The organism is Rhodococcus sp. PAE-6, assembly GCF_025290685.1.
In the GTDB taxonomy this organism is placed as follows: Bacteria; Actinomycetota; Actinomycetes; order Mycobacteriales; family Mycobacteriaceae; genus Rhodococcus; species Rhodococcus pyridinivorans.
In genome coordinates, this window is the sequence record NZ_JAOCLZ010000008.1 from 31,421 (window position 1) to 48,158 (window position 16,738).

11 protein-coding genes are annotated in these 16,738 nt (G+C 67.6%); 5 read left to right on the plus strand and 6 right to left on the minus strand.

Features of this window, described 5'->3' with window-relative positions:
* Window positions 1-265: 265 nt before the first annotated feature.
* A complete protein-coding gene (locus NVV99_RS16390) occupies window positions 266-1,516 on the minus strand; it encodes a pyridoxal phosphate-dependent aminotransferase (protein WP_050993582.1) in 1,251 nt (416 codons plus the stop codon).
* 172 nt (window positions 1,517-1,688) lie between these two features.
* On the opposite strand from NVV99_RS16390, the gene NVV99_RS16395 reads away from it, so the two are divergent.
* The 4 genes from NVV99_RS16395 (at window position 1,689) to NVV99_RS16410 (ending at window position 4,880) form a co-directional block, all read left to right on the plus strand.
* Entirely contained in the window at window positions 1,689-1,892 is a 204-nt protein-coding gene (locus tag NVV99_RS16395) for a cold-shock protein (protein ID WP_006553044.1), read from the plus strand.
* A 214-nt stretch (window positions 1,893-2,106) separates the two neighbouring features.
* The gene (locus NVV99_RS16400) at window positions 2,107-3,279 is read left to right on the plus strand and encodes an alkane 1-monooxygenase (protein WP_064256517.1); all 1,173 of its coding nucleotides are present in this window, start codon (window positions 2,107-2,109) and stop codon (window positions 3,277-3,279) included.
* Window positions 3,266-3,835, plus strand: coding sequence for an alpha/beta hydrolase-fold protein (locus tag NVV99_RS16405; protein WP_260782944.1), 570 nt, complete (start codon window positions 3,266-3,268; stop codon window positions 3,833-3,835). Before NVV99_RS16400 ends, NVV99_RS16405 begins: the two co-directional genes overlap by 14 nt.
* 94 nt (window positions 3,836-3,929) lie before the next feature.
* Window positions 3,930-4,880 (plus strand): hypothetical protein, encoded by a 951-nt coding sequence (locus tag NVV99_RS16410; RefSeq protein WP_138844359.1) that lies wholly within the window; start codon window positions 3,930-3,932, stop codon window positions 4,878-4,880.
* A gap of 58 nt (window positions 4,881-4,938) precedes the next feature.
* Here NVV99_RS16410 and NVV99_RS16415 read toward each other — a convergent pair whose 3' ends face one another.
* Entirely contained in the window at window positions 4,939-8,118 is a 3,180-nt protein-coding gene (locus NVV99_RS16415) for a (Fe-S)-binding protein (RefSeq protein WP_260782945.1), read from the minus strand.
* A gap of 434 nt (window positions 8,119-8,552) precedes the next feature.
* Here NVV99_RS16415 and NVV99_RS16420 point away from each other — a divergent pair, with 434 nt between their 5' ends.
* Entirely contained in the window at window positions 8,553-9,233 is a 681-nt protein-coding gene (locus tag NVV99_RS16420) for a hypothetical protein (RefSeq protein WP_064256520.1), read from the plus strand.
* A gap of 513 nt (window positions 9,234-9,746) precedes the next feature.
* On the opposite strand, the gene NVV99_RS16425 is transcribed toward NVV99_RS16420, so the two are convergent.
* The 4 genes from NVV99_RS16425 to NVV99_RS16440 form a co-directional block, all read right to left on the minus strand.
* Window positions 9,747-11,054 carry a S1 family peptidase gene (locus tag NVV99_RS16425; protein ID WP_260782946.1) on the minus strand — a complete coding sequence of 436 codons (1,308 nt, stop codon included), beginning with the start codon at window positions 11,052-11,054 and terminating at the stop codon, window positions 9,747-9,749.
* Between the two features lie 166 nt (window positions 11,055-11,220).
* Window positions 11,221-12,552, minus strand: a complete 1,332-nt coding sequence (locus NVV99_RS16430) for a S1 family peptidase (RefSeq protein WP_006553037.1) — start codon at window positions 12,550-12,552, stop codon at window positions 11,221-11,223.
* 138 nt (window positions 12,553-12,690) lie between these two features.
* Entirely contained in the window at window positions 12,691-14,268 is a 1,578-nt protein-coding gene (locus NVV99_RS16435; RefSeq protein WP_024101928.1) for a hypothetical protein, read from the minus strand.
* The gene (locus NVV99_RS16440) at window positions 14,259-16,736 is read right to left on the minus strand and encodes a LuxR C-terminal-related transcriptional regulator (RefSeq protein WP_024101927.1); all 2,478 of its coding nucleotides are present in this window, start codon (window positions 16,734-16,736) and stop codon (window positions 14,259-14,261) included. Before NVV99_RS16440 ends, NVV99_RS16435 begins: the two co-directional genes overlap by 10 nt.
* Window positions 16,737-16,738 lie beyond the last annotated feature (2 nt).

Here is a 16,738-nt window from a genome sequence, read left to right on the forward strand (position 1 = left end):
GTCCCCGCCACCGTCACCTGATCTCGCACAGGGGGGATGGCGATCGATCAGGGAGCCCGGCACAGTGCGTAGTGCTTAGTGCCATCAGACAAATTACTGGTTCCGACCCGGGTTGGGGAGGGGTTGGCATGTGTCGATGGTCACGAAGCCGACAAACTGTCCGTTCGGGTAGGTCGACCGTGCCTCCAAACAGGGACTTTAGTCCCGAAAGGGACAACATAACTGTTCGGCAACGATTGCCAGCCCGGGGTCGGAAGCCCTGTTCCTACTGTTTGTAGGAGGACAGGAAGTTACCGATCCGCTCGATCGCCACCGCCAGGTCGCGTGCCCACGGCAGCGTGACGATGCGCAGATGGTCGTGGTTCGGCCAGTTGAAGCCCGTGCCCTGCGTGACGAGGATGCGCTCCTGCAGCAGCAGATCCTGCACGAGCTTCTCGTCGTCGTGGATGTCGTAGACCTCCGGATCCAGACGCGGGAAGGCGTAGAGCGCACCGCGCGGCTTCACGCAGCTCACGCCCGGGATGGCGTTGAGGCGCTCCCACGCGACGTCGCGCTGCTCGAGCAGGCGCCCACCGGGCCGTACCAGGTCCTCGATGCTCTGATAGCCGCCGAGCGCCACCTGGATGGCGTGCTGGGCCGGCACATTGGGGCACAAGCGGGTCGAGGCGAGCAGGTCGACGCCCTCGAGAAAGCCCTCTGCGTGATCCTTCGGGCCGGTGATGACCATCCAGCCCGACCGGTAGCCGGCGACCCGGTACGCCTTCGACAGGCCGTTGTAGGTCAGGCAGAGCAGGTCGGGGGCCAGCGAGGCGAGGGAGATGTGCTTCGAATCGTCGTACAGGATCTTGTCGTAGATCTCGTCGGCGAGCAGCAGCAACTGGTGCTTGCGCGCGAGGCGCACGATCCCCTCGAGCACCTCGTGCGAGTACACGGCGCCCGTCGGGTTGTTCGGGTTGATCACCACGATCGCCTTGGTGCGGTCGGTGATCCGGGACTCGATGTCGTCGAGATCCGGGTTCCAGTCGTTGGTCTCGTCGCACAGATAGTGCACGGGGGTGCCACCGGCGAGCGAGGTCATCGCCGTCCACAACGGGTAGTCGGGTGCCGGGATGAGCACCTCGTCGCCATCGTCGAGCAGGGCCTGCATGGTGATGGTGATGAGCTCGGAGACTCCGTTGCCCAGGTAGACATCGTTGATGTCGAACTTCGGGAAGCGCGGCACGAGCTCGTAGCGCGTGACGATCGCGCGACGGGCGGAGGCGATGCCCTTGGACTCCGAGTAGCCCTGCGCGTGGGGCAGCGCCGCGATCATGTCCTGCACGATCGTGTCGGGCGCCTCGAACCCGAACGGCGCGGGGTTGCCGATGTTGAGCTTGAGGATGCGATGCCCCTCGGCCTCGAGCCGCGCGGCGTGGGCGTGCACCGGCCCGCGGATCTCGTAGAGCACGTTCTGGAGCTTCGACGACTGCTCGAGCCGACGGCTGATGTGATGGTGAAGTTGGCCTTGCTCCTCGATAGTCACGGCTTACATCGTGCCACCGTGCCGCAACAGGATTTCATCCGCGTTTTGCCGGTTGCGGTAACGAGTTGGGAAACAAGGCGCGACGAATGTCCGGATCAATGCGATGATCGAGGTCCATCTAGGCCTCACGTCGGGGTGACGTGGGGGAATGCAAGGAGCAAGTGGTATGGCGCAGGGCACTGTCAAGTGGTTCAACGCGGAAAAGGGCTTCGGCTTCATCGAGCAGGATGGTGGGGGAGCAGACGTTTTCGTCCATTACTCCGAGATCCAGGGTTCGGGCTTCAAGACCCTGGACGAGGGGGCACGAGTCGAGTTCGAGATCGGCCAGGGGCAGAAAGGCCCGCAGGCTCAGGGTGTGCGCGCCATCTAGGTCGCACTCTTTCGAGAATTCCGCGTTCGACGGCGTCGCACTTCCGGTGCGGCGCCGTCGTCGTGTGCTCTCCGTCACAGCCGGGAGGCGTAGGCCTACCCGTCGGTAAGTACTGCTTGTAAGGTATATCCGGTTCGTGGGGGTAACAGTTTGTTTTCTCCGGTGCGGGGGGATTCGTACCGGACGGTTCTTCCTTCCTGGGGGATTGGTGTTTGTGGATTCGGCTACTCCTCGCAGTGCGACACACGATCGATGGACCGACCCCAAGAAACGCCTCTGGCTGTACGGACTCGTCGTCCCCCTGAGCCCCTTCATCGCCTACTTCCTCGTCGAATACCTCCACCTCGGCGTCTTCTGGGCCACCGGTGCACTGGTCATCGCCGTCGTCTGCCCGTTGGTCGACGCGTTCGCGAGGCTGGACACGAGCAATCCGCCCGAGAGCGTGATGCGGACGCTCGAGAACGACCGGTACTACCGCTACTGCACCTATCTCTATCTCCCACTGCAATACGCGGGCCTGACATTCGGGTGCTGGATGTGGGTGTCGCAGCCCATGGGCGGCGCCGAACGATTCGCGATGGCCGCCACACTCGGCATCGTCGGCGGTGTCGGCATCAACGCGGCGCACGAACTCGGACACAAGCGCACCACCATCGAGCGGCGCCTCGCGAAGATCGCGCTCGCCCAGTCGTTCTACGGCCACTTCTACGTCGAACACAATCGGGGGCACCACGCCCGTGTGGCGACCCCGGAGGACCCGGCCACCGCCCGCATGGGAGAGAGCTACTGGCGCTTCCTGCCCCGTTCGGTGTTCGGCAGCCTCCGTTCCGCGATCCGTTACGAGAAGGGCCGGCTCGAACGTCGCGGCACGTCGTTCTGGAATCTGCGGCACAACGACATCCTCAACGCATGGGCGCTGAGCGTCGTCCTCTACGCGGTGCTCATCGCCGTGTTCGGCTGGTCGATCGCTCCGTGGCTCGTCGTCCAGGCCGTCATGGCGATCATGTTCCTCGAAGGCGCCAACTATCTCGAGCACTACGGGCTGCTGCGCGAGAAGCGACCGGACGGCAGCTACGAACGCGTGCAGCCCCAGCACAGCTGGAACAGCAACCACGTGTGCTCCAACCTGTTCCTCTACAACCTGCAACGGCACAGCGACCATCACGCCAATCCGCTGCGCCGCTACCAGACCCTGCGGTCGATGCCGCAGGCGCCGCAGCTACCCGCCGGTTACGCGGTATTGATCATCCTGGCTCTGTTCCCGCCGCTGTGGCGGCGCATCATGGACCCGCGACTGCTCGAGCACTACAGTCACGATTTCTCGCGAATCAATATTGAGCCTGAGAAACGAAATGCGATTCAGGCACGATACGGTGGTCGCAGTTAGGCGCCATGTCGGGGAGACCGGCGACGGTTTCCCGCTCTCGTCGGCCCAACGCGGGATCTGGTTCGCCCAGCATCTGCTCGGCGACATTCCACTGACCATCGCCCAGTACGTCGACGTCCGAGGCGAATTCGATCCCGAGATCTTCGCCGACGCCGACGCCGGCGCCGCCACCGCCCGCTTCTTCGGCAACCCGCTCAACATGTGGGGTCCGTTCGACGACCCCACCTGGGTCGCCAATGATCCCTACGTCAACGCCGAGAAACTGCGCGGCACCACCTTGTACCTGTCGTCGCGCACCGGCCTGCCCGGCCGCTACGACAATCTCGAATCCGAGTGGATCAAGGACGAGGAAGACCTTACCGACGTGGTCATCAAGGGCGGACTCATCGAAGCCTCAGCGGCCGACTGCACCCGACGCATGGCGACGCGCCTCGACGAACTGGGCATCCCCGCCACCATCGACATCCACGACGACGGCACCCACAACTGGGGCTACTGGCAGGACGACCTGCACAACTCGTGGCCCGTCCTCGGCCCCGCGATCGGCGTCTCCTGACGGTTCATCCACAGGCGGTCGGTTCATCCACAGATCCGGCCGATTCGTCCTCGTAGGCACCTGCGGCCCGGGGCGACGGGCGATGCTAGGCGCCATGGGGGAGTTGATTCTGCGGCGCGAGGCAAATGCGCGCGGCGTCACCGATGCGGAGATCCGACGTCTGGTGCGGAACGGAACGTGGACTCGGCTCGCGTCGGGAGTCTTCGTCCAGTCCGACCAATATGCGGGGGCCGACGATCACGCTCGACATGCTCTTCGGGCACGGGCGTTCATCGCCAATGCAGGACCGACCTCGGCGCTGAGCCACGTATCGGCCGCGGTGCTGCACGGGCTCGACGTCTGGCAGATCCCACTCGACGATGTGCACCTCACCCGCAACGCGCCGAGTGGAGCGCGGAGGACGCCCGGCCGCGCCATGCACGCGGCGCTCTTCCGTGAGGCGGACGTCGTGGATCGGAGGGGAGCGCGGGTGCTGTCGGTCGCACGGACGATCACGGATGTGGCCGCAACGGTGCCGGTGGAGCAGGCCGTCGTACTTGCCGACAGTGCGCTGCGAGCGGGGCTGGTTGCCTCCGACGAGCTGACCCGTTCCGTGGAACGGATGGGGAGTCATCCCCGCATCGCGCATGCGCGTCGTGCCGTGCAGCTGTCGAGCGGGTGCAGCGACAGCGCCGGCGAGTCGCGGAGCAGGGTTCTGTTCGTCCGTGAGCAGATCCCGATGCCGCTCACGCAGGTGGACGTCTTCTGCGCCGACGGCAGGTGGCTCGCTCGCGTCGACTTCCTGTGGCCGGAGCACGGTGTGATCGGCGAGTTCGACGGTCGGATCAAGTACCGCCGCGACGGGGTCGCGACCACCGCCGCCGAGGACGTGGTCTACCGCGAGAAGCTGCGGGAGGACGCACTGCGTCACGCGGGGTGGACGGTGGTGCGGTGGACGTGGCAGGACCTCGGGACCCGCGGCGCCGTCGCAACGAAGGTGCGGGAGGCGTTCGCACGGGCGGCGCGGGGGAGTGGGCCGACGGGGAGGTACGCAACAAAGAAGTAAGGCTCGCAACGCCAGCAGTCACTGCCAGCGTTGCGAGCCTCAACCTCGCGTTGCGTACCTACTTGCGGCCAGGTGCCTTCGCGCCGGGCTTGAAGCCGAGCGCGCCCGGCTTCGCCTTCGGTGCCTCGACCTCCGGCTTCGCCGCGGTCGCGGGCGCCTCGGGCTCAGCCGGAGCCTCGGCGACCGGCTCGGGTTCCGGCGTCGGCTCCGCCTTCGCCGGAGCGGCAGGCGCAGCCTTCTTCGCGCCCGGACCCTTCAGACCGCTCTTGAGCTGCAGTCCGCCCGGCTTCGCCTTCGGGATCACCGACTCCTTCGGCTGCTCCGCAGCAGGCGCCTCGGCCGTAGACGACTCCGCCGCGGGAGCCTCGGCAACAGGTGCCTCCTCGGCAGGTGCAGCCGGAGCTGCGGACGCCGCCGGAGCCGCCTTCTTGGCGCCCGGTCCCTTCAGGCCGCTCTTGAGCTGCAGTCCGCCCGGCTTCGCCTTCGGCACCGCGGGTGCTTCGGCAGCGGGAGCTTCCGACGACTCGGCAGGAGCGGCGGGAGCAGCAGGTGCGGCCGGCTTCGCAGCGCCCGGGGCCTTCGCGCCCGGTGCCTTGAGACCGCCCTTCATCTGCAGGCCGCCCGGCTTAGCCTTCGGCGCTGCCGGTGCCTCGGCCTCAGGAGCAGAAGAAGCCTCGGACGACGCGGCCGGAGCCGCAGCCTTCTTCGCGCCCGGACCCTTCAGGCCACCCTTCATCTGCAAGCCGCCCGGCTTCGCCTTCGGAGCTGCCGGAGCCTCGGCTGCCTCAGCAGCAGGAGCCTTCGCGCCACCGGGTGCCTTCGGTCCGCCCGGAGCCTTGAGGCCGCCCTTCATCTGCAGGCCGCCGGCCTTCGGGACACCGGTGGTCTTCGGAGCAGCCGGCGCTGCCGCTGCCGCCTCGACCTCCTCGACGCGCTCCTTCTCGACCTCTTCCGCGGTCTCCTCGACCTCGACCGGAGTCTTCGGCTGCTGGACCACCTTGAGGTTGTCGCTGAGCTTCGCGGCCTCGACGCGAGAGATCGACTCGAGCATGAGCTGCGCAACGTCGATGACCTCGACGCCCTCGCCCTTGCCCTCTTCCTGACGCGCCGTCACACCGTCGGTGAGCATGACGCGGCAGAACGGGCAGCCCGTCGCGATCTTGGCGGGATTCGTGGTGAGCGCTTCGTCGACACGGTCGATGTTGATGCGCTTACCGATCTTCTCCTCCATCCACATGCGGGCACCACCGGCACCACAGCACATGGACCGCTCGCCGTGACGCGGCATCTCGACGAGCTTCGCACCCGACGCCGCCATCAGCTCACGCGGAGCGTTGTAGACCTTGTTGTGCCGTCCGAGGAAGCACGGGTCGTGGTAGGTCACGTCCTGGCCGACGGCCTTGACCTGGACCAGCTTCTTCGCCCGCACCAGACGGTTGAGCAGCTGCGTGTGGTGGACGACCTCGTAGCTGCCACCCACCTGCGGGTACTCGTTGTTCAGCGCGTTGAAGCAGTGCGCACACGTCACGACGATCTTGCGCTTGCTCTGCTCGACGCCCTCGAACACACCGTTGAGGACCTCGATGTTCTGCTGCGCCAACTGCTGGAACAGGAACTCGTTGCCCGCGCGGCGAGCGGAGTCGCCGGTGCAAGTCTCCTCGGCGCCGAGGACCATGAACTTCACGCCGGCGGTCGCGAGGAGCTCGGCGACGGCCTTCGTGGTCTTCTTGGCGCGGTCCTCGTAGGCACCGGCACAGCCGACCCAGAAGAGGTACTCGTAGCCGTCGAAGCTGTCGGCATCCTGGCCGAAGACCGGGATGTCGAACTCCATCTCGTTGATCCAGTTGAGACGGTCCTTGGCGTTCTGCCCCCAGGGGTTGCCCTTGTTCTCGAGGTTCTTGAACAGACCCGCGAGCTCGGACGGGAAGTCCGACTCGATGAGCACCTGGTAGCGACGCATGTCGATGATGTGGTCGACGTGCTCGATGTCCACCGGGCACTGCTCGACGCACGCACCACAGTTGGTGCACGACCACAGGGTCTCGGTGTCGATGACGGGAGCGAGCTCGCCTGCTTCCAGCAGTCCCTCGGTCTCGCCGACGAGCTTGCGACCCGACTCCTCGCGAGCCGACGCCGGGATCTTCGCCAGCTTGGCCTCGTCCGGGTTGCCCTCGGCGTCGACCAGGCCGACCTCGTCGCCACCGAGATCAGTGCGACCACCGGCGAGCAGGTAGGGAGCCTTGGCGTAACCGTGGTCGCGCAGCGACGTGATGAGCAGCTTCGGCGACAGCGGCTTACCGGTGTTCCAGGCGGGGCACTGCGACTGGCAACGACCGCACTCGGTGCAGGTCGTGAAGTCCAGCCAGCCCTTCCACGTGAAGTCCTCGATGCGGCCGGCACCGAAGGTGTCCTTGTCCGGATCGGCGTCTTCCATGTCGACGGGCTTGCCGCCGGACATCATCTGACGTGCGGCACCGAGAGCGGGACCGCCGTCGTCCTCACGCTTGAAGTAGATGTTGAAGAAGGCCGAGAAGCGGTGCCATGCGACACCCCACGTGATGTTGCGGCCGACGATGTAGAGCCACACCATGCCCGACATGAGCTTGATGAACGCGAAGACCGACACGAGTTCGGGGCTCTCCGGAAGGATCCGGGCGACCTGCATCGTGAAGAAGTCGGTGTAGGCGTTGTGGTGGTGGTAGGTGGCGATCTTGCCGGCCTTCACCAGGATCATGCCCAGGCCCTCGAGCAGCACGACCGCTTCGACGAAGTAGGCGGCCTTGAAGTTCGAGCCGCTGAAGCGCGACATCCGACCGGGCTGACGTGGATGATTGCGCTGGCGGATGTAGATCAGCGTCAGGATGCCGATCACCGTGCCGAGGCCGAGGATCTCGTCGATGAAGTGATAGACGACGGTGTCACCGATGAGGGGCCAGTGGAAGCTCGGGTCGAACGTCTGGCCGTAGGCCTCGAACCAGACGATCGCGCCGAGCATGAAGCCGACCATCACCAGCCAGTGCGCCCAGCCGACGGTCCGGAACTTGACCATCTTCGTGTGCGCGAGGAATTCGACGACCATCTGCTTGAAGCGCGGGAAGAACGGCCGCCAGCGGTCCGGGGCCGGCTGGCCGACCCGGATCGTGTTGACCATCTTCAATGCGCCGCTGATGAACGCGAACCAACACACGAGGCTCAGCAGCACGCCGATCGTGCCCAACGTAATCGTCAGGGCATTCATACGTGGCCTTTCGTGTCGGGGGCGGCGTCGTGCCGCCTGGTATGAGTCACCGCATCGTAACGCAAGCTAAGTTACCCACCGGTAACTTGGTCTGAACTGGAGTTACCCGCCAGTAGCAAAATCTGCGTCGAATCGGAGACCGTGTGCCCGGACACGCTAGAGGTCAAACGCGATACCGCCGTCGCGCAGGATGTCCTAACTCGCCCGAAACGAGGCGTATGTCACACGGAGGTCACGACACGCTCTACCGGCCACGATGCGGTGTCCATTCGGACAAAGGGGTATAACGCTCCGGATGTGATGTCGGTTATGATTTGCCCGGTACGTGGGGTTCGCACGTGGGATGTACACGTCGGGGGACGTAGAACTCCAGGTCGATACAGCAGAATGGGGGCGTCTTAACAGGCGTGCGCCATGTCACAGAACGGAAAAGTATGAAGCTGAAGAAGCTTGCCGCTGTGGCGACGATGACGATCGCCGCCATGGGCATCACAGCCGGTACCTCGTACGCGGCGCCCGCTGCGCAGGACGAGATCAACTACGAGTCCAAGATCGAGGGCGACTCGGTGGTCACCGTCATCGACGCAGGCGAGTTCCAGGTCTCCGGTGACGGCGAGAGCGTCGAACTTCAGGACAACGCCGGCAACACTGTTCTCAGCCTGCCTCTGGCCATCCAGCTCGGCGATCTGCAGCTCCCCTTCGAGCGTCAGATCAGCGAGGACGGCAAGACCCTCACGCTGACCCCGGTCACCGACCTGTCGAAGGCCACCCCCGTCGACCCTGAGGACAAGGTCGGCGCGAGCCTCACGCCGGTCGCCCTGAAGCTGACCGATGTCGCTTCGCCGGACGAGAACCTGAAGGCTCAGCAGAACTTCGCGTCGCAGCTGGGTATCGCGACTGCGGTCGGCGGCCTGGCCGGAACCATCATCGGCGCCGTGGTGGGCGGTCTCGGCCTGCTCGGCGGCCCTGTGGGCCTGGCTTCGATCCCGCTGGGTGCCGGTATCGGCGGCGTCATCGGCACTATTGTCGCCGGTGGTCCGACGTTGATCATTGCAGGCATCGGTCTCATCCAGACCCTTGCCGCGCCCCCGGGCACCACGGTCTACGCCAACTGATTCCAGTCGGCTAGGCATTCGAACTCGAACGGCCGCTGTAAGGACGAGCTCCTTACAGCGGCCGTTCTCTGTCCGGGCGTCGGAACGCGCACAGAAAAGCCCTGTCCGGAAGTACGGACAGGGCTTTCAGCTCGAATTGGGTGTCTCTAGATGGACCCGATGAGTCGGCTGCCGTGGCGGATGATGTCCCAGACATAGCCAAGGATGTCGAAGCCGAGTTCGAGGCTGGTCATCAAGATCTCGCTGCTCAAGTGAAGTCCTTTCGAGGGATGGCGCTATCGGCCGGGGTGCGAGGATCGTAACCCACGCTAAACAGACATTCGGCGCAACATCCCGGACGTGGTCAGCTTCCTGGGAATCGCAGCTCGGAGACGTTTCACCATCGGGATTCAGGGCCATTCCGGGGCTTCCGCAAGCAGCCCCGAGCCCGCGTCGACCGGCACGGCCGTACGCCCCGACGAACGACGAAGGTCCGCTCCCCGTGGGAAGCGGACCTTCGTGATGTTCTGGGGATTACCAGGTGCGGACCTTCAGGCCCGGGTTCTCGGCCAGGACCGTCTTGATCGGCGTGGCGAACAGTTCAGGGCTCTCACCGAGCAGGCCGCTGACGAACCCGGCGATCTCGCACATGCCGTACTGGCCGACGTTCGAGGCGCTGGAGATGCCGAGGGCGAGAGTGCCGGTGACGAGGGTGCCACCGCTGTCGCCCTGCAGGGCGCACAGGTTGGTAGAGAAGCCGTTCTCGAGCACGCGGTGGCCGATCTCGACGTTCTGATTGGCGGCCGTCACGACGCCGCAGCTGTAGCCGGTGCGCAGGCCCGACTTGCAGACCGGAGCGCCGACGACGGGATCCGCGACGCCCGTGATGGTCAGCGGAGCGGCGAACGGAACGCGCACGCCGTTGTTCTCGAAGCGGGCTGCGGCCTCGGCGGAGGGACGGATCAGCGCGTAGTCGCTGCGGTCGAGCACCGTCTTCTCGAACGAGCCGAGGTGCTGACCCAGGTTGTCGCCGACGAGCTGGTGGACCTGGGACGCCCATCGCGTACCGGCCTGGGCGCGGTTGGGGTCGCAGTGACCGGCGGTGATGTTCACAGGACGTCCGCTGCCGTCCTCGGCGTTGAAGCCGAGCGAGCAGCGGAGCCCTTCGCCGGCACCGAGCGCGGCGTAGGCGTCGCCGCCGAAGAGCGCGTCGGGCGCGCCGAGACCACCGGCGATGGGCTGCAGGTCGGTTGCGCCCTCCGGGGTCAGTTCGGCGGGAGCGAACAGCACGCGCACGCCGTCGAGGAAGTCGGGGAGCTCGACGCCGGACACGTTGTCGGTGCGCACGACGACATCGTTGTTGACCACGTCGATGGCGATGCCGCGGATGACGTCGGCGACGGCGGGCGGCTGGGTCTCGAGCCAGTCGCCCAGCGCGCCGAGCTGATCTTCGAGGGCGTCCTCGCTGCGCTCGGTCTCGGCGACGGCGAATCCGGCATCCTCGGCAGCCTTGCGGGCCTCCTCGAAGCCGTCACCTTCGGTGAGGCCGACGGTGGCGGTGCCCTGGTCGTCCAGCCACACACCGGCGAAGACGGCTTCGAACTGCTCCCGTGCCTTCTCGGCGAACGCGGCGAGATCCTGGCTGCGCTGCGCATCGGCGAGGAAGCGCTCGGCATCGATGTTCAGGTCGCGCTGCAACGCCTCGACGAGCTCGGCCGGCAGAGACGATGTCTGCGCCGGTTCGGTCTCGGGTTCGGCCTGCGCGATGGCAACGGCAGGGCCGAGGAGCAGCAGTGCGGTCGAACCGATGACGGCCGTCCGACGTGCGAAGGTGCGTCGCATGGATACCTTTCTCGTTCCTTCGCGCATGCACGCGCGAAGGCGCCGTTCCCCCGCGGATCGGCGTCCGTCCGATCCTAAGGGGTGATCGCGGAAGTACGTAGCTACTTCTCGGTTACGTATGAGACTCGTGTGACTGTTGTGACGAACGGCCCGGGTGTTCCGGGCATTATGACGGGTTCGCCGCAGTACGAACTCGGGCGCCGGTGGCGTTCTCGATCTCTTGGATCGGGATGCCGAGGCTGGAGGTGCCACCGTTGGGCGCGAGTACCAGATTCGCCTCGACGCAGTTCGGTGCGCCGGCGCTGTTCGATCCGCTGATCACGCCGAGAGCGAGGGTGCCGGTGACGATGGCACCACCGCTGTCACCCGCGAGGGTGCAGGCGGAGGTCGCGAAGCCGCGGATGGTGCTCGAGAAGCCCGAGTCGTAGGTCAGCTGGGTCTCGATGCGATCGGCGACGACGAGCCCGCACGTGAACGACGACGACTGGCCCGACTTGCAGACGGGCGCGCCGACGACCGGAACGGCCGTGCCGGTGACCGTGAGGGTCGAGCCGTTGCCGCCGCGAACCGACGGGCGGTCCAGGCCCGCCTCGACGCCGGCCTTGTCGAGCGAGACGATGCCGTAGTCGAGGGTGCTGTCGGTACCGACCGTGGACTCGGTGAACTTGCCGATCCGGACGCTCTCGTCGATGTTCGCGCGGTTGGGCAGGTAGACCGTCGAACCACCGTCGGAACGAGCGACCGCGTCGCAGTGACCGGCGGTGAGGTTGACGGCGTCGCCGTCGGCGTCGACACCGTTGAAGCCGAACGAGCAGATGCCGATGCGCTCGATGGGCGTGGCGCGGACGTCGCCGTCGGCGGTGATGTAGGTGTCGCCACCCATCGGGGCCGGATCGTTCGGCGGCATGCCCGGCGACAGCTGGACCTGCACGTTCGCCACCAGCGACGGCAGGTTCAGCGCGCGCCCGATCGGCGAGTTCACGATGTCGAGGACGATCTGGTTGTTGAGCACATCGATCGACGCGGAGTTGATCTGCGACGACACCTCGCGCGGGAGCCCCGCCACCCAGCGGTTCAGTTCGGCGAGGGCCTGCTCGAGTCCGTCGGCCGAGACCGGCGCGACCGTCGCCCGGTAGCCGTCCTGGGCTGCCTTCTCTGCGGCCTCGGGGTTCGTGACGGCGATGACGGGCTTGCCGTCCTCGCCGAGCCAGGCGCCTGCGAACTCGGAGGGACGCTCGGAGCGGAAGTCGCGGGCGTAGTCACCGAGTTCCTGCGCCCGCGCGGCGCGATCGAGGTATTCCTCGGGCGTCAGACCCAGGTCGCGCTGGATCGCTTCGACGAGCTCGGCGGGAAGTTCAGCGGAAGGCAACTGTTCGGCGGGCGCGGCGTTCGCTGTGGCGCTCAGAGGCACAGCCAGCAGAACCGCGGAGGCCGCTGCGACTGCGACGCGGCGGGTGGTGGAACGGACTGCGGCGCGCGACGCCGACGAGAGACGCATGGAGGCCTTTCATGTGTGCTCGATGTGCTCTTGAACAGGTGCTTCGTGGAATCGGCGAGCCGACCCGCGGGACAGCCTACGGGACGGCCCGGCGACCGCCGATAGTGCCGTAGGTCACCACTCGGATACCCGCGCTGTCTAGCTGCCGGTCTCAGTCTCTGTCGTTTCCGGAATGTCCGTCGAGGGCGGTTCCTCAGAAGGGTCGGGATCGGTCGGGGCGGTCGTCGGCTGGGTCGTCGTGGTGGTGGTACTGCCACCGCTCCCGCCACTGCCACCACTGCCGCGTCCGCCACCCGAGGAATCATCGGGCTGGTTCCGCCGCGACCAGCCGGTGCTCGAGGTGGTTGAGGACGTGCTCGAGGTGGTCGAGCCGGGCGACGACGACGAAGAGGACTGTTCGCTCGTGCCGGTGGTGGGATCGACCCAGGTCTGCTGCACGACCGGCGGGGCCACCGGGACCGCCTGCTCGGCGGTGGCCGGCTCGGTCGACTCCTCGGTGGTGGTCTCCTCGGTGCTGCGGGGAGCCGGCGGCTTGCTCGCCTTCGAGGGCGTCGTGGTTGCGGGAGCGGTCGGGGTCTCGGCGACCTGCGTGCCCGCGGTGGCCGTCGGGGAGTCCCGCAGCCCGAACACCAACGCGCCGACGCCTACCAGCAACGCGATCGCCGCAGCCGCCGCGATGGCCGTGACCTTCGACGAGCGACCCGAGGGCTTCTCGTCGGCGGCATCTCCGGCTGCGACGGCGGCGACCGTCGCCTTCGGCGTGTTCGCCGCGGCGGCAGCGGGCGTGGCGCCCGGAGGGGGAGTCGCGGTGATCTTCGAGATCACCGCGGTGATCTCGGGGTCGAGTTCGCTGCGTCGCGGTTCGGTGAGCTTGGCGGTGGGCAGGATCTGCGTCGAACCGAGGAGGTCGACCGAGCCGGCGGCCGCGGCGAGAGCGGCGCCCCGCACCATCGTCTGGTGCGGGGCGGGCGCCAAAGCACACCGCACACCGAGACCGGTCTTCACCGACTGTGCGACGAGCTGCGCGGCGCTCGGATCGACTGCTTCGTCGATCGTGACGACGATTGCGTCGAGGTTGCTCACGAGCCAGCCGAACGCGCCGAGCGCCGACGAGAGCTGCGCGGCGACCGACGGAGCGTCGTCCTCAGGGAATCGGAAGGCCTTACCCGCCGCGACTCCAGAGCGCACGAGCGTGACGGTCGAGCCCTGCGGGTCGATGTGGTAGACCGCGAGGAGCCGTCCGGTCTGGTGCGCGACCTGCGATTCGAACCATGCCGCGGCGGCCTCGGCGTCGGAGACGAGCGAGACGTGACGCAACCCGACGTAGTCGAGGGCGTTGCGCAGCACCGCGACCGTCGAGCTCGGCCAGTCGGTGGGATGCGTCGCCACAGCCGTGTACGGGGTGTCGCCGATGAGGGAGGCTGCGTCGGCGAGGAGACATTCCATGGCCGTTGCGACCAGGTCTTCGGCGCGGGAGAGTGACCCGTCGTTGGCGCGGACACCGCCGGAGTGGCCGAGGCGGTCGACGAAGCCGGTGAAGGAACTGGTGTGCCCGTCGACGACGTCGTGGTCGCCCAGCGTCGCGGTGCCGTCGGAATGCAGGTGGACGGCGGTGAACCGCTCGATCGGTGCGAGGTCCGGCCGTCCCGGCGTCGGTGAGGTGACCGCAACCGACGACACGGTGGTCCCCACCCTCAGGCCTACGCCTACGGACATGCCGGCTTTCCTCCATTCCGGTCGGAGTGCATGTGACGGGATACATCTGCGCCGTGCCCCATGGCTCGGAGCAGTGACAGGAGCTCCGAGCGGGAACCGGCACCGAGTCGGCGCCGGATACGGGCGACATGATGTTCCACGGTCTTCGCGGAAATGTACAGGTGGTTCCCGACTTCTCGGTAGGTGAGGCCCGAAACCACCAGGTCGGCCACCTGCGCCTCGCGCTCGGACAGTGCACCCGGTTTCTCCCGTGCGCCGAGGGGTGATTCGTCCGGAACGCTCGGGGGAGCGGCGGGGGCGACGTCGACCGGTGCGCGACCGGCCGGGCCGTCCTGCCGGATCGTCCGCGCGACCTGCAGCAATCCGGTGGCGACGGTGGTGTCGTCCGTCCGGAGCGCTGCTTCTCCCGCGAGCTTCGCGCCGTCCCACGGGAGACCCACGGACGCGAGGGACTCGGCCGCCTCGCGGATGCGCGTCGCGTCGACCTCACCGCGCAGCACCGAGAGCCATGCATGCCCGGCCCGCGCGAGCACCGCGGCGTAGGCAGTGGTCTCCGCGGCCAGGGCGAGCGCGCGGGCGTGCGGGACAAGGTCGGCCGGACGGTCCGCGGCGATCGCGGCCTGCACTCCGTACCAGTGCAGCGCCGCACCCCACAGCGGTGGCTCGCCGAGGGTGGTGAGCAGCGCACGGGCACCGACGACGAGGTGCGCGACCCGCGCGGACTCCCCGAGGCGGACGGCGGCCAGCCACAGTTCACCCAGGGGCAGCAATCCGAACAGGTCGACGGAGTACTCGGCGACGACCGCCTGCGCGGCCTGCCATCGCACCGTCAACGCTCCGAGGTCGGCGTTGCGTCGCGCCAGCCCGACCTGCAGGGCGTGGAAGAAGAGGAGATTGCGTTGCCCGGTCACCTCGGGAGCGACGGCTTCGGCGGTCGCCGCGGCGGCGGTGAGATCACCGCCGAGCATCTCGGTCCACGCCACCAGGATGCGATTGCGCACGGTGGGAGTCTCCGGACGGTCGAGGATCGCGCGTGCGTACCCGAGTTCGCCCGAGTGCAGACACAGCAGCGCGGCGACGGCGTCGACCGTGTCGGGCCAGGCGCGCACCGACCCGTCGGATCCGAGGCTCGTCAATGCGCGGGCGAGGTGATTCATCGCGATCCGGCCGTCGCCTCCGACGGATTCGCGCAGGCCCTCCTCGAGCAGTCGTGCGGCGGAGGCCGCAGAGGTCGGCGCACCCGAGACGGCGGCACCGCGGAGACGTTCTGCGGCCGAGGGGCGTCCGGCGGCGAGCAGCACTGTGGCGGCGAGAGGAGCGTCCGTACCGACCCGTTCGGGGCCGAGCCATTCGAACAGGTCGGCGCTGCGGTCGAGCATGCCGCGATGCGCGGCGATACTCGCGGAGATCCGGGTGGCGGCGCGCACGTCGTCGACGTCCACCGTGTCGGCGCGGTCGAGCAGCCGGTCGGTGATCTGCTCGGCTCGCTCGAGATCCCCTGCCGCAAAGGCGACTTCGGCGCGCCGCACTGCGAGGGCATCGGGATCGGCTCCCGCCGGTACCGCGGCGTCGAGAAGATCGGCGGCCTCGCGCGGCGTTGCGTCGACCGCGAACTCCACGAGCCGTCGGGCGAGATGCGGATCGGTGAGGCCGATCGTGGCGAGCCCCCGGGCGAGGTGCGGCGTGAGTGTTCCGGCGTCGATGCGTGTCGCGAGGAGGCGGCGGGCGACGGCGAACAGGTTGTGTCTCCCGAGGACCGCGGCGGGCACGCCGCTCGCTCCCGCAGTGAGACTCGCTGCATCGGCCCCGAGCAGACCGCTCGCGCGGGCCGCGTCGACGAGATCGAGGGCCCGCTCGGCGGGTACCTCGAGTACGGCGGAGAGTTCGCCGGGATCGAGAGCCGCACCGAGATCGACGAGCGCGAGGGCTGCGGTGAGATCGAGATCGGCGAGGAGTTGCCGGCCGATCCCCTCCTCGACGGCCTGCCGGACATCGGCCTCCGTCCGCACGGCTTCGAGGGCGATGTCGACGAGATGCGGTACGCCGCCCGTCAGGCGGTGCAGGGCACGCACCTGGGGTGGCGCGAGCCGAAGCTCGAACGATGCCGCGCGACCGGCGATCTCACGGGGCGTCCACGAGCCCAGTTCCACCACTGTCCCGTTTCCCGCGAACGCTGCGGTCAGCGAACGCATCTCGGCTCGGTGGGGTCGAGCTTCGGTGGCCACGACGATTCCCGTCGGCGCATTCCGGACGTGGTCGACGAGCTCGTGCAGTTCCGCGGCGGTCATGCGGTGCGCGTCGTCGACGATGCGGGTGTCGCCGAGATCGGTTCGGAGCGAAGCGAGTACAGCGGACTTCCCGCTTCCGGTGCCGCCGACGAGCAGCAGTCGCGGGGGAGCGGCCGCGGTCAGGGCACGCGTGACCTCCCGTGGGACCGGGCGTCGCGGAGGAGCGGGAGCGGACGTCATCG

Coding starts and splice junctions, on each gene's coding strand:
- NVV99_RS16430 (WP_006553037.1), bottom strand. CDS start 12,552: ATGCGTCTCTCGTCGGCGTCGCGCGCCGCAGTCCGTTCCACCACCCGC.
- NVV99_RS16425 (WP_260782946.1), bottom strand. CDS start 11,054: ATGCGACGCACCTTCGCACGTCGGACGGCCGTCATCGGTTCGACCGCA.
- NVV99_RS16415 (WP_260782945.1), bottom strand. CDS start 8,118: ATGAATGCCCTGACGATTACGTTGGGCACGATCGGCGTGCTGCTGAGC.
- NVV99_RS16420 (WP_064256520.1), top strand. CDS start 8,553: ATGAAGCTGAAGAAGCTTGCCGCTGTGGCGACGATGACGATCGCCGCC.
- NVV99_RS16410 (WP_138844359.1), top strand. CDS start 3,930: ATGGGGGAGTTGATTCTGCGGCGCGAGGCAAATGCGCGCGGCGTCACC.
- NVV99_RS16435 (WP_024101928.1), bottom strand. CDS start 14,268: ATGTCCGTAGGCGTAGGCCTGAGGGTGGGGACCACCGTGTCGTCGGTT.
- NVV99_RS16395 (WP_006553044.1), top strand. CDS start 1,689: ATGGCGCAGGGCACTGTCAAGTGGTTCAACGCGGAAAAGGGCTTCGGC.
- NVV99_RS16440 (WP_024101927.1), bottom strand. CDS start 16,736: ATGACGTCCGCTCCCGCTCCTCCGCGACGCCCGGTCCCACGGGAGGTC.